General features: G+C 64.4%; 12 protein-coding genes. 2 read left to right on the top strand and 10 right to left on the bottom strand.

Annotated features, from left to right (window positions below):
- Window positions 1-166: 166 nt before the first annotated feature.
- The 4 genes from arfA to leuS form a co-directional block, all read right to left on the bottom strand.
- On the bottom strand, window positions 167-331 hold the full coding sequence (arfA, locus tag IX761_RS24710; protein ID WP_194792122.1) for an alternative ribosome rescue factor ArfA: 165 nt from the start codon (window positions 329-331) through the stop codon (window positions 167-169).
- A 127-nt stretch (window positions 332-458) separates the two neighbouring features.
- Window positions 459-1,496 (bottom strand): DNA polymerase III subunit delta, encoded by a 1,038-nt coding sequence (gene holA, locus IX761_RS24705; protein WP_194792121.1) that lies wholly within the window; start codon window positions 1,494-1,496, stop codon window positions 459-461.
- Between the two features lie 37 nt (window positions 1,497-1,533).
- Entirely contained in the window at window positions 1,534-2,139 is a 606-nt protein-coding gene (gene lptE, locus IX761_RS24700; protein ID WP_194792120.1) for an LPS assembly lipoprotein LptE, read from the bottom strand.
- A gap of 61 nt (window positions 2,140-2,200) precedes the next feature.
- On the bottom strand, window positions 2,201-4,807 hold the full coding sequence (gene leuS / locus IX761_RS24695; RefSeq protein ID WP_194792119.1) for a leucine--tRNA ligase: 2,607 nt from the start codon (window positions 4,805-4,807) through the stop codon (window positions 2,201-2,203).
- Between the two features lie 238 nt (window positions 4,808-5,045).
- Here leuS and IX761_RS24690 point away from each other — a divergent pair, with 238 nt between their 5' ends.
- A complete protein-coding gene (locus IX761_RS24690) occupies window positions 5,046-5,360 on the top strand; it encodes a hypothetical protein (RefSeq protein ID WP_194792118.1) in 315 nt (104 codons plus the stop codon).
- Window positions 5,361-5,489: 129 nt separating this feature from the next.
- Window positions 5,490-6,251: a YdcF family protein gene (locus IX761_RS24685; protein ID WP_194792117.1), complete on the top strand. Its 762-nt coding sequence runs from the start codon at window positions 5,490-5,492 to the stop codon at window positions 6,249-6,251.
- A 79-nt stretch (window positions 6,252-6,330) separates the two neighbouring features.
- Here the strand turns inward: IX761_RS24685 and lnt are convergent, their stop codons facing one another.
- The 6 genes from lnt to hemL form a co-directional block, all read right to left on the bottom strand.
- A complete protein-coding gene (lnt, locus tag IX761_RS24680; RefSeq protein WP_194792116.1) occupies window positions 6,331-7,848 on the bottom strand; it encodes an apolipoprotein N-acyltransferase in 1,518 nt (505 codons plus the stop codon).
- An 8-nt stretch (window positions 7,849-7,856) separates the two neighbouring features.
- Window positions 7,857-8,696, bottom strand: a complete 840-nt coding sequence (locus IX761_RS24675; RefSeq protein WP_194792115.1) for an HlyC/CorC family transporter — start codon at window positions 8,694-8,696, stop codon at window positions 7,857-7,859.
- Window positions 8,697-8,722: 26 nt separating this feature from the next.
- Complete coding sequence (gene ybeY / locus IX761_RS24670) at window positions 8,723-9,196, bottom strand: rRNA maturation RNase YbeY (RefSeq protein WP_194792114.1); 474 nt, start codon at window positions 9,194-9,196, stop codon at window positions 8,723-8,725.
- Window positions 9,189-10,187, bottom strand: a complete 999-nt coding sequence (locus IX761_RS24665; RefSeq protein WP_194792113.1) for a PhoH family protein — start codon at window positions 10,185-10,187, stop codon at window positions 9,189-9,191. Before IX761_RS24665 ends, ybeY begins: the two co-directional genes overlap by 8 nt.
- Window positions 10,188-10,406: 219 nt before the next feature.
- Complete coding sequence (locus tag IX761_RS24660; RefSeq protein WP_194792112.1) at window positions 10,407-10,952, bottom strand: tetratricopeptide repeat protein; 546 nt, start codon at window positions 10,950-10,952, stop codon at window positions 10,407-10,409.
- A gap of 247 nt (window positions 10,953-11,199) precedes the next feature.
- Window positions 11,200-12,483: a glutamate-1-semialdehyde 2,1-aminomutase gene (gene hemL, locus IX761_RS24655; RefSeq protein WP_194792111.1), complete on the bottom strand. Its 1,284-nt coding sequence runs from the start codon at window positions 12,481-12,483 to the stop codon at window positions 11,200-11,202.

The raw sequence follows: 12,483 nt of genomic DNA, 5'->3' as shown, positions 1-12,483 counted from the left end.
GGCGTCGGCGGCGGTGGGTTTCTCCGCGCAGGCGACGAGCAGGATGAAGCTGGTGGCTGCGATCAGCTGGCGAGGTTGCCAGCGTAGAGTGAGACGAGAGGGCATGCACAGATCCAGAATTGCAGGTCAGGTGCCGACCATACCATGCCTGCGCTTTTCATGCCTTTCATGCCGCCATAAAGCAAGAAGCCTCCCAATCTCTCGATTGGAAGGCTTCGCGGCGGTAGCTGCCTTTGCCTTTGCCTGCCCGTTCCTGGCGGCAGCGGAACAGGGGTTGGGCGATGATCGACTTGGCCTTGTTGGGGCCGTGCTTTTTCGGTTTTTTGCTCATAGCGGTTTCCCGGTGGGGGGTGGGTTTCGCGGCGCACTGTAGGCGTGTGGCGGCGTGTGGGCCAATTGATTGTGTTTATGGTTGGCGGCCCTGTTCGCCGGCAAGCCAGCGAAAGGGTCTACAACGATCACTCGGCGGGCAACGTCAGCCGCTGCCCGGCCATCAGCAGCGAGAGCCGCGCCAGGCTGGTCCAGGGCGAGCCCTCGGCCTGGCCCTTGATCTGTGCATCGATGCGCTGGGCATCTTGCAGCAGCATGGCCCAGCGTTGCGCCGACAGGCGCTGCAACGCCTTGCTCACCAGCGGCCGGCGTTTGTCCCAGACCGGTGGTCGAGCCTGGCTGAAGGCCTTGTCCAGCGGTACGCCCTGGCTGAACTGCTGGGCCAGCCCCGCCAGCAGGCGCAGCTCCCGGGCCAGCGCCCAGAGAATGACGGGTGGCTCGACACCCTCGCCGCGCAAGCCTTCGAGCATGCGCAGGGCGTGCCCGGCTTCGCCATTGAGGATGGCATCGACCAGGCCGAAGACATCGAAACGGGCACTGTCGGCAACAGCGGCCTGCACGGTTTCAACGGTGATCTGGTTGCCTTCGGCGAGCAGCTTGAGCTTCTCGATCTCTTGCGCGGCGGCCAGCAGGTTGCCTTCGACTCGAGCAGCGATCAGGTCGACCGCGTCCCGCTGGGCACTGAGCCCCGCCTGGGACAGGCGCTGGTTGATCCACTGCGGCAACTGCTGGGCGTCCACCGGCCAGATCTGGATGAACTGGCAGTGCGTACCCTCGATCAGTGCCTTGCCCCACTTGGTTTTCTGCGCGCTGCCATCGAGCTTGGGCAGGCTGATCAACAGCAGCGTGTCCTCGGCGGGGTTGGCGCAGTACTCCATCAGGGCGGCGGCACCCTTGTCGCCGGGCTTGCCCGAGGGCAGGCGCAGTTCCAGCAGGCGGCGTTGGGCGAACAGCGAGAGGCTGGCGCCGGCCAGCAGCAGGTTGCCCCAATCGAAGTTGGCGTCGGCGCTGAAGACCTGGCGTTCGTCGTAGCCTTGCTGACGCGCGGTGGCGCGGATGGCGTCGGCAGCTTCCTGGCACAGCAGCGGGTCGTCGCCGCTGACGATGTACACAGGCGCCAGTTGGCCTTGCAGGTGTTTGTTGAGCTGGGCGGGGGCGAGTTTCATGGGATGAGGCGGGGCACCGTGGGTGCCCCGCGCCGGCTCAGTTGGCCGGGACTTCCAGTGGCGATTGCTGGGGCGTCTCGTCCTGGATGCGCTGGGCTTCCTTCAGCGCCTGGGCTTCGGCTTTGGCACGTTCGTCGGCCTTGTGTTGCAGGTCGGCCAGGCGTTCCGGGGTCAGCTGTTGCAGGCGGACCATCATGTTCTGTACCAGCTGGCGACGCATTTCCTGGCGGGTCTGCGTGGCTTCCTGGCCGGAACCGGTGATGTTGTTGCCGTCATACACGTAGTAGCGCTGTACCTGCAGCTTGTCTTCCAGCAACACTTCGTCGTTCTGGCCTTCGATCACGTAGTTCAGCACCGTGGTCAGCTCATACTCCGCCGAGCGGGTGCCGCCGGTGTATGTGGCCGCGCGTTGGGTTTCCTGCTCATTGGCGAGCACCAGCTTGTACGGCGCGCCGTTGTACACCCGCACGCCGCTGTTCTCCAGCGTGGTGCGCATCTGTTTGACGGTATCGCCGTAGGCGTTGCGCGCGCTGAGGTCCAGTTCCTTGATGGTCAGCTCGGTGATGCCGGTGCCGCGCAGCTGGAAACCACAGGCGCTGAGCAGTACGGCCAGGCCCATTACCAGCAGATTGCGTTTGATCATGTTGTAGCTCCCTCGTGGGCCGAATACGCCCGTTCGCGCCGTGCGCGAACGGGCGTTGCCATCAATTGGCGACGATGTTGACCAGCTTGCCCGGTACTACGATGACCTTGCGGATGGTCAGGCCATCGGTGAAGCGCAGGACATTCTCGTTGTTGCGGGCGGCAGCTTCGATTTCTTCGCGGCTGGCGGCGGCGGGCATGTCCACCTGGCCACGCAGCTTGCCGTTGACCTGGACCACCAGGGTGACGGTGTCCTGCACCAGCGCGTTTTCGTCGACGGCCGGCCAGCCGGCGTCGATCACGGCCTGATCGTGGCCCAGCTGCTTCCACAGTTCGTGGGAGATGTGCGGGGTGATCGGTGCCAGCAGCAGGGTCACGGCCTCCAGGCCTTCTTGCAGCAGGGCGCGATCCTGGGCGGTGGCTTGCGGGGCTTTCTCCAGCACGTTCATCACGGTCATCACCTGGGCGATGGCGGTGTTGAACTTGTGGAACTGGCCCACGTCGGTGCTGGCCTGCTTGATCGCGGCGTGGATGGCACGGCGGATGACCTTCTGTGCGTCGTGCAGCGCGGCCACGTCGAGCTTGCCCGGCAGGCCCTGGGCGACATGCGCCTGGGCCAGGCGCCAGACACGGCGCAGGAAGCGGCTGGCACCTTCGACGCCGGAGTCGGACCATTCCAGGCTCATGTCGGGTGGCGAGGCGAACATCATGAACAGGCGGCAGGTGTCGGCGCCGTACTGGTCGATCATCGATTGCGGGTCGACGCCGTTGTTCTTCGACTTCGACATCTTCTCGGTGCCGCCGATTTCCACCGGCAGGCCGTCGGTTTTCAGGCGCGCGCCGATGATCTTGGCTTTCGCGTCACGCTCGATTTCGACGTCGGCGGGGTTGAACCAGTCCTTGCCGCCGTTGCTGGCGACCCGGTAGTAGGTTTCGGCGACGACCATGCCTTGGGTCAGCAGGTTCTTGAACGGCTCGTTCGAGGTGACCAGGCCTTCGTCACGCATCAGCTTGTGGAAGAAGCGCGCGTACAGCAGGTGCAGGATGGCGTGCTCGATGCCACCGATGTACTGGTCGACCGGCAGCCAGTGGTTGGCCGCTTTCGGGTCGACCAGCCCCTTGTCGTAGTTGGGCGAGGCGTAGCGGGCGAAGTACCAGGACGACTCGACGAAGGTGTCCATGGTGTCGGTTTCGCGCTTGGCCGCGGTGCCGCATTTCGGGCAGGTGCACTCATAGAACTCGGGCATGCGTGCCAGCGGCGAACCAGCGCCGTCCGGCACTACGTTCTCCGGCAGGGTGACCGGCAGTTGGTCCTCCGGCACTGGTACGTCGCCGCACGATGGGCAGTGGATGATCGGGATCGGGCAGCCCCAGTAGCGCTGGCGGCTGATGCCCCAGTCGCGCAGGCGGAACTGGGTGCGCGACTTGCCGAGGTCCTTGCGGATCAGCGCGGCTTCGATGGCGTCGAAGGCGCCGACGAAGTCCAGGCCGTCGAACTCGCCAGAGTTGATCAGTTGGCCATGCTCGCCGTAGGCGGCCTGCCATTCGCTGGAGACTTCGTCGCCGGCGCTGGTGCGTACGACTGCCTTCACCGGCAAGTTGTACTTGTGAGCGAACTCGAAATCACGCTCGTCGTGGGCCGGAACGGCCATCACCGCGCCGTCGCCGTAGTGCATGAGCACGTAGTTGGCGACCCACACCGGCAGTTTTTCGCCGGTCAGCGGGTGTTCGACGAACAGAGCAGTGGGCATGCCCTTCTTCTCTTGCGTGGCCATGTCGGCCTCGGCAACGCTGCCGCTCTTGCATTCGTCGATGAACGCCTGCAGCGCGGCATCGCCCTGGGCGGCCTGGCTGGCCAGCGGGTGCTCAGCGGCGACGGCTACGTAGGTGGCGCCCATCAGCGTGTCGGGACGGGTGGTAAAGACCTTCAGCGTGCCTTCGTGACCGATGCTGGCCTGGTCGAACGGGAACTGCACTTCCATGCCGCGCGACTTGCCGATCCAGTTGCGCTGCATGGTCTTGACCTGCTCAGGCCAGCCCGGCAGCTCGTCGAGGCTTTCCAGCAGCTCGTCGGCGTAGTCGGTGATGCGGAAGTAGTACATCGGGATTTCGCGCTTCTCGATCAGCGCGCCCGAACGCCAGCCGCGGCCATCGATGACCTGTTCGTTGGCGAGCACGGTCTGGTCGGCCGGGTCCCAGTTCACGGTGCCGTTCTTGCGGTAGATGATGCCTTTCTCGAACAGGCGGGTGAACAGCCACTGCTCCCAGCGGTAGTAGTCCGGCTTGCAGGTGGTGACTTCCCGCGCCCAGTCGATGGCCAGACCCAGGCTCTTGAGCTGGGTCTTCATGTAGTCGATGTTCTCGTAGGTCCACTTGGCCGGGGCGACGTTGTTCTTCATCGCGGCGTTTTCCGCCGGCATGCCGAACGCGTCCCAGCCCATCGGTTGCAGGACGTTCTTGCCCAGCATGCGCTGGTAGCGGGCAATCACGTCGCCGATGGTGTAGTTGCGCACGTGGCCCATGTGTAGCTTGCCGCTCGGGTACGGGAACATCGACAGGCAGTAGTAGGTGTCTTTGCCTGGCTGTTCGGTAACAGCGAACGATTGTTGCTCGTCCCAGAAGTTCTGGGCGGCGGCTTCGATATCACGGGGCGTGTATTGTTCGTGCATGGCTACTTTTTACTGAGAGAGAAGGGACCCTGTTTCCAGGCAGCGGAACCTCGCTGCGTCCGGCACTCCGGTGTCTTTAGAGTGAACGCCGTAGCATACATGAGCGCCGTGTATCGTGGGAAACCCTGATTGCATCGCCCGCCGCGCGGGCCGTTGGTCGCAGCGGGCAGCTGCTTTTCAGCGCGCCGCTAAGCTCATCTGTGGGGGGAGATATTCTTACCTTCAATGAGGTGAACGGATGGGAGAGTCGCAATTACCCGCAAGCAAACCGGAGCTTTACGAACGCCTGCTCGATCGGCTGGGGCTGGCACTGGAAGTCGCCAGAACCTCGGTACGATTGCGCAACGAGATGCCCGCCGAACTGGAATTGCGTGGTTTGAGCCATGCCGAGTTCGAGGTGATCAAGGCCTACCTGGAAACTCTCCCGGAAGGTCGTCATGCCAGCGCCGGTGCCTACCCGCAACCGGAACCATCCTCGGCCAGGATCATCTGGCTCAAGGATCGAAAGCGTGCCACTGCTCCCGCAAGATCCAGGACGCAGCCATCCCGTTAGCCGTTCAGGTTTGCAGGCGCACGTGTTCACGCGCCGGTTGTTCAACACCCACACTGTGATCGGCGTCGACCTCCCCTTGAGGCCCGGCGTCGATCCTCTTAGGCTGCATGCCTTCCATGGAGGTGTGCGATGCCGCTGCGCTATTTCATCAAACAATGGCTGATGCCGCCGGGCGTCCTGTTTCTGCTGCTGTTGGCGGCCTGGTGGTGGCGTCGACGCCGGCCCAGGTTGGCGGCGGCGTGCTTTGCCCTGGGCCTGGGCGGGCTGTGGCTGATGAGCCTGCCACTGATGGTGGAGCAGGCGGCGCGCCAGCTGGAAACCGAACCGGCCCTGGCCCAGGGTAGCTGGGCGAGCCTGGCGCAGCGCGCCGATGCCATCGTGGTGCTGGGCGCCGGGCGTGACCGTGGCGATCCGGCCTGGGGCGGTAGCGACCAGCCTTCGTACCTGGCCCTGGAGCGCATGCGCTATGCCGCGCAATTGGCCAAAGCCTCAGGATTGCCGGTGCTGACCAGTGGAGGTCTGCACTACGGTACCCCGCCGAGCGAGGCACAGTTGATGGCTGAGCGGTTGCAGGCCGACTTCGGTGTTTCGGTTACCTGGAAGGAAGAGGCCAGCCACACTACCTGGGAGAATGCCGCACTCAGCGCGCAGGTCCTGCAACCGCTGGGGATCCGCCGGGTAGTGGTGGTGACCCAGGCCTGGCATATGCAGCGCTCGCGCTGGAGTTTCGAGCGGGCCGGGTTCGAGGTGGTGCCGGCACCGGTTGGGTTCTTGGGCCGTGATCATGCGCGGCCGTTCGCCGGGTTGCTGCCGGAGAGCCGGGCGATCTGGCAGAGCGGGCAATTATTGAACGAGGCGGTGGGGTTGGTGGGGTACCGGGTGTTCTACTGAGGGCTATGATGGCCTCATCGCGGGGCAAGCCCGCTCCCACGACGCCCGTGGGAGCGGGCTTGCCCCGCGATGCCTTTGCTCAGACCGTCTTGGCGATACGCCCGGCCAGCAGCGCCCAACCCAGCAGCAATGCACAGACAATCGCCAGCGGCCACGAACGCCATTGCAGGTACGGCGTCAGTTGCTGCATCGGCACCACTTCGCCATACAGCACCGCGCGCTCGAACTGCGGGACCTGCGTGGTGATCTTGCCGAACGGGTCGATCAGCGCAGTGACGCCGTTGTTGGTGGCGCGGATCATCCAGCGGCCGGCCTCCAATGCGCGCATCTGTGCCATCTGCAAATGCTGCAACGGGCCGATCGACTTGCCGAACCAGGTGTCGTTGCTGATGGTCAGCAGCAGGTCGCTGCGGGCCGCCAGGCTGGCAGCGAATTCGGGGTAGACCACTTCGTAGCAGATGTACGGCGCGATCTGGTAGCCCTTGGCTTGCAGCAATGGCTGGTCCGCCGGGCCGCGGGCGAAGTCGGACATCGGCAGGTTGAAGAACTCGATCAGCCCCCGCAGCATGTCCTGCAACGGCACGTACTCGCCGAATGGCACCAGCTTCTGCTTGAGGTACAGGCCATCGCCCTCGCCGGCCACGGTGATGCCGTTGAAGTAGCGACGCTGGTGGTGAACCATCTGCCGTACCGGTACCCCGGTGATCAGCGCCGAATGCCGCTCGGCAGCGAAGGTCCCCATCATGTCGATGTAGCCCTGGGCCTGGTCCTTGAGCACCGGCACTGCGGTTTCCGGCCAGATCAGCAGGTCCACGGGTTTCGAGCTGAAGCTCATGTCCCGGTACAGTGCCAACTGGGCGTTGACGTGGGCCGGGTCCCATTTCAGGTCCTGCTCGACGTTGCCCTGCAACGCGGCGACCTTCAGCGGGTCGCCGGCTGGCTTGGTCCAGGCGTGGCCTTTGAGCGCCATGCCGACGATCCAGGGGCCCACCAGCAGCACCACGCCAGCGGCCAGGAACCCTGGGCGAGCGCGCAGGCGCGGCAGGTTGCAGAGCAAGGCGGCGCTCAGGGCGAGGATGAACGACACCAGCCACACGCCGCCCAGCGGTGCCAGCCCGGCCAGCGGGCCGTCGAGCTGGCTGTAGCCGGCGTACAACCATGGGAAGCCGGTCAGGAACCAGCCACGGAAGGCTTCTTGCAGCAGCCACAGCGCGGCAAAGCCCAGGGCGTCGGCCAGCGGCGCTTCGTCGCGGCGCAGCCAGCGCGCCCAGAGCCAGGCCGGTAGCGCGAAGAAGAACGCCAGGCAGGCAAAGAACGCCACCAGCAGCAGGATCGCCAGCAGCGGCGAAGCGCCGCCGTAGGTGTTCATGCTGACGTAGATCCACCAGGTGCCGGCGCCATACAGGCCGAAACCGAAGCTCCAGCCGCGGGCCAGGGCCTGGCGCGGGCTGAGCGTGCGCAGGCCAGCGTAGAACAGGGCGATCGACAGCAGCGCCAACGGCCAGATGTCGAAAGGCGCCAGGGCCAGGAGGGTGGAGGCGCCGGCCACCATGGCCAGCAGGTTACCGGGCCAGCCGGGGCGGGTGATCCAGCGCATTTTCGTCCTTAACGGTTGATCGGGGTGAGGCGCAGCAAATGTATCCGCCGGCTGTCGGCGTTGAGAATGCGGAAGCGGTAGCTACCGATCTCGGTGGTTTCGTTGCGTTTGGGCAGGTGGCCGAAGGCGCTCATCACCAGGCCACCGACCGTGTCGAATTCGTCATCGGAGAATTCGCCGTCGAAGAATTCGTTGAAATTCTCGATGGGGGTGAGCGCCTTGACCAGGAAGTCGCCGCTGGGCAGTGGCTTGATGTAGCTGTCTTCCTCGACGTCGTGCTCGTCTTCGATGTCGCCGACGATCTGCTCGAGCACGTCCTCGATGGTCACCAACCCGGCCACGCCGCCGTATTCGTCGATGACGATGGCCATGTGGTTGTGGTTGGCGCGGAACTCGCGCAGCAGCACGTTCAGGCGCTTGGACTCGGGCACGAAGGTGGCCGGGCGCAGCAGGTCCTTGATGTTGAAGCTGTCGCCGTTCTCTTTGAGGATGAGCGGCAGCAGGTCCTTGGCGAGCAGGATGCCAAGCACATCGTCGTGGCTTTCGCCGATCACCGGGTAGCGCGAGTGCGCGGCGTCGATCACCGCCGGCAGGAACTCGCGTGGCGACTGGCTGGCCTTGATGCTGATCATCTGTGAGCGCGGCACCATGATGTCGCGCACCTGCAGGTCGGCGACCTGGATGGCGCCTTCGACGATGGTCAGCGCTTCGCTGTCGAGCAGCTTGTTCTGATGGGCTTCGCGCAGCAGCTCGAGGAGCTCCTGGCGGTTTTTCGGCTCATGGGCAAAAGCCTGGGTCAGTTTACCCAGCCAGGACTTCTGCCCGTTGCTCGATCGATCTTCGCTCATGGCGGTTACTCGTGATCCTTGCGTGTTCAGTGTGTGATTGTGTCGATTTCGTCGTCGGCGTAAGGGTCGGGATGACCCAGTTCCGCCAGCAATTCTCGTTCCAGCGCTTCCATCTCTTCGGCTTCGTCGTCTTCGATGTGGTCGTAGCCGAGCAGGTGCAGGCAGCCATGGATGACCAGGTGCGCCCAGTGCGCTTCCAGCGATTTGCCTTGTTCCTGTGCCTCGCGTTCGACCACGGCGACGCAGATCACCAGGTCGCCCAGCAGCGGGATGTCGAGCAGGTCATCCGGTACATCGGCGGGGAAGGACAGCACGTTGGTCGCGTAGTCCTTGTGCCGGTAGGTGTGGTTGAGCTCACGGCCTTCGGCTTCGTCGACCAGACGAATGGTCATTTCCGAGTCGGCCGTGCGCTGGCGCAGGGCCAGTTCGCACCAGCGGCGGAAGGCGGCGTCATCGGGGGCAGCGGCGTCCGTGGCCCGTTGCAGGTCGAGTTCAAGCATCTTTGCCGGGCGCCTCAGGTTTGGCCTGGCGCGCCTCGAAGCGGTCGTAGGCTTCGACGATGCGCTGCACCAGCGGGTGGCGCACCACGTCCTTGGGCTGGAAGTGGGTGAAGCTGATACCCGGTACGTCCTTGAGCACCTCGATCACGTGGGCCAGGCCCGACTTGGTGCCGCGCGGCAGGTCGACCTGGGTGATGTCGCCGGTGATCACCGCAGTCGAGCCGAAGCCGATGCGGGTGAGGAACATCTTCATCTGCTCGAGCGTGGTGTTCTGGCTCTCGTCGAGGATGATGAAGCTGTTGTTGAGCGTACGGCCGCGCATGTAGGCCAGCGGGGCGATCTCGATCACCTGGCGCTCGATCAGCTTGGCCACGTGCTCGAAGCCGAGCATCTCGTACAGCGCGTCATACAGCGGGCGCAGGTACGGGTCGATCTTCTGGGCCAGGTCGCCGGGCAGGAAGCCGAGTTTCTCGCCGGCTTCCACCGCCGGGCGCACCAGCAGGATGCGCCGCACCTGTTCGCGCTCCAGCGCGTCCACGGCGCAGGCCACGGCCAGATACGTCTTGCCGGTACCGGCCGGGCCGATGCCGAAGTTGATGTCGTTGGCCAGGATCTCCTTGACGTAGCGCTGCTGGTTGACGCCGCGCGGGCGGATGTTGCCCTTGCGCGTGCGCAGCGAGACGCTGACCTCATTGACGGCGGGGTTGTCGATGTTCTCGACCGTCGATTCCTGGAGATAGAGGTGGACCGTTTCCGGCGACAGCTCGTTGGCCTTGGCCTCACGATAGAGGCGACGCAACAGCTGCTCGGCGGCGGAGGTGGTCTTGGGTTCGCCGATCAGTTCGAACTGATTGCCGCGGTTGCGGATCTCGATGGCCAGGCGTTGTTCGATCAGACGCAGGTGCTCGTCGAACTGGCCGCACAGGTTGGCGAAACGGGTGGCCTCGAAAGGTTCGAGGATGAAACGATGGGGTTGTATGGGTGCGTTCAAGGTCGTTTTCAGCCGCTCGACGGCAATGAATGTGAGCTCAAGAATAACCCTAGAGTGGCAGTGGCGAAAGCACTGAAACGATCAAGGGTTGCGACAGGCCAATGCTGGACTCTTCGTCTGTGGGAGCGGGTTTACCCGCGAAGAGGCCGAAACTGACAGCACACAGGGCCGTTAGCCATGATGCTTGGCTTTTTTTACGTTTGAGTGATGGGCCCGTCGTCAGGGCAGGGGAGAAAAGGGCGTGCGCCCTTCGGCACTCTGCAGTTCCAGCAGGTACTTGCGGAAGATCTGGCCCAGCACCTGGGTGGCGTGCTCGAGTTCGTCACGGGGCATCTGCTCGGTGACCTCGTCGGCCATGTCCAGCGCATCCTCGGCGCCATTGACCGCGGCCATTTTCAGCAGGATATAGGCCTGAACGTTGTTGGCCTTGACCCCTTCGCCATGGAAGAACATCGAACCGAGACGGTACTGCGACTGGGCGTGGCCCTGCAGCGAGGCTTTTTCGAACCACTTGAGCGCTTTGTCGAGGTGGCGCGGCGTACCGCTGTAGTAGAACTCACCCAGTTCGTACTGGGCTTCGGCATCCCCGGATTCCGCCGTCTGTTCGCAGGCCTTCAGTGCGCTCTGCTGATCTTCCGGCGCGGTATTCAGCGTGCAGCGGCCCGTCGCTGGAATCAGCAACGAGTTACCGCCCTCCGCCAGTGCCAGCAGGGGCTGAAGAAGCAACAGGCAGCCCATGGTCAGGGCGCGGCCGGTGCGGTTCATGGGGATCGACTTACCTCTGCAAAGCTACGGCCAAGGTCTCTGGTGGCACATTATGGGATAAGCAGCGCCAACCTTACAAAGTTTTACTGGAAATTCTGCACCCCGAGCGACGGTTGCTGATTTTGCCAGTGTTTGTGAGTGGGTTCACATTCGCCGGCCTCATCGCGGGGCAAGCCCGCTCCCACGTGACTCTACGCCTGCGTGGGGGCGGGCTTGCCCGGCGATCTGGCCAGTACCGGCAGGCGCCTTATTTCAGCTTGGCGAACGCCCGCTCGGCCGCATCCAGGGTGATCTGCAGCTCTTTGTCACCATGGGCGATGGAGGTGAAGCCCGCCTCGAACGCGCTCGGTGCCAGGTACACGCCACCGTCGAGCATCAAGTGGAAGAAGCGCTTGAAGCGTTCCGCGTCGCTGGCCATCACGTCGTCGAAGGTGACGATGTCGTCGGCGCCGCTGAAGTACAGGCCGAACATGGCACCCGCTTGCGTGGTGACGAACGGGATGCCGGCGGCATCGGCGCGCTGTTGCAGGCCGTCGAGCATGCGGCTGGTGAAGTCGCTGAGTTCAGTGTGGAAGCCCGGGCGGCTGATCAGTTTCAGCGTGGTCAGGCCAGCGGCCATGGCCAGCGGGTTGCCCGACAAGGTGCCGGCCTGGTAGACCGGGCCCAGCGGGGCGATGCAGCCCATGATCTCGCGCTTGCCGCCGAAGCAGCCGACCGGCATGCCGCCGCCGACGATCTTGCCGAAGGTCGACAGGTCGGGGGTGACGCCGTAGTGGGCCTGGGCGCCGCCCAGCGAGACGCGGAAGCCAGTCATCACTTCGTCGAAGATCAGCACCACGCCATGCTTGTCGCACTGCTCACGCAGGCCTTCGAGGAAGCCTGGTGCCGGCGGTACGCAGTTCATGTTGCCGGCCACCGGCTCGACGATGATGCAGGCCACGGTCTGGCCGACGTCGGCGAGGGTCTTCTCGACGGCGGCGATGTCGTTGAACGGCAGGGTCAGGGTGTGCTTGGCGAAGTCCGCCGGTACGCCCGCCGAGCTCGGTACGCCTTGGGTCAGCAGGCCGGAACCGGCCTTGACCAGCAGGCTGTCGGAGTGGCCGTGGTAGCAACCTTCGAACTTGATGATCGCGTCACGGCCGGTGTAGCCACGGGCCAGGCGGATGGCGCTCATGGTGGCTTCGGTGCCGGAGCTGACCATGCGCACCATTTCCATCGACGGCACCAGCGAGCAGACCAGGTCGGCCATCTCGGTTTCCATGGCGGTTGGTGCGCCGTAGGACAAGCCGTGTTCCAGTTGCTTGCGTACGGCGTCCAGCACGTCCGGGTGGGCGTGGCCAAGGATCATCGGGCCCCAGGAGCCGACATAGTCGACGTAGCGCTTGTCGTCTTCATCGATGACATAGGCGCCTTCGGCGTGCTTGAAGAACAGCGGCGTGCCGCCGACGCTCTTGAAGGCACGCACCGGCGAGTTGACGCCACCGGGGATGTGCTTCTGGGCTTGGGCGAACAGGGCTTCGGAACGGGACAT

The organism is Pseudomonas sp. UFMG81 (assembly GCF_015354575.1).
Taxonomy (GTDB): domain Bacteria; phylum Pseudomonadota; class Gammaproteobacteria; order Pseudomonadales; family Pseudomonadaceae; genus Aquipseudomonas.
This window is presented reverse-complemented; position numbering and strand designations above follow the sequence as displayed.

Coding starts and splice junctions, on each gene's coding strand:
- arfA (WP_194792122.1), bottom strand. CDS start 331: ATGAGCAAAAAACCGAAAAAGCACGGCCCCAACAAGGCCAAGTCGATC.
- holA (WP_194792121.1), bottom strand. CDS start 1,496: ATGAAACTCGCCCCCGCCCAGCTCAACAAACACCTGCAAGGCCAACTG.
- lptE (WP_194792120.1), bottom strand. CDS start 2,139: ATGATCAAACGCAATCTGCTGGTAATGGGCCTGGCCGTACTGCTCAGC.
- leuS (WP_194792119.1), bottom strand. CDS start 4,807: ATGCACGAACAATACACGCCCCGTGATATCGAAGCCGCCGCCCAGAAC.
- IX761_RS24690 (WP_194792118.1), top strand. CDS start 5,046: ATGGGAGAGTCGCAATTACCCGCAAGCAAACCGGAGCTTTACGAACGC.
- IX761_RS24685 (WP_194792117.1), top strand. CDS start 5,490: ATGCCGCTGCGCTATTTCATCAAACAATGGCTGATGCCGCCGGGCGTC.
- lnt (WP_194792116.1), bottom strand. CDS start 7,848: ATGCGCTGGATCACCCGCCCCGGCTGGCCCGGTAACCTGCTGGCCATG.
- IX761_RS24675 (WP_194792115.1), bottom strand. CDS start 8,696: ATGAGCGAAGATCGATCGAGCAACGGGCAGAAGTCCTGGCTGGGTAAA.
- ybeY (WP_194792114.1), bottom strand. CDS start 9,196: ATGCTTGAACTCGACCTGCAACGGGCCACGGACGCCGCTGCCCCCGAT.
- IX761_RS24660 (WP_194792112.1), bottom strand. CDS start 10,952: ATGAACCGCACCGGCCGCGCCCTGACCATGGGCTGCCTGTTGCTTCTT.
- hemL (WP_194792111.1), bottom strand. CDS start 12,483: ATGTCCCGTTCCGAAGCCCTGTTCGCCCAAGCCCAGAAGCACATCCCC.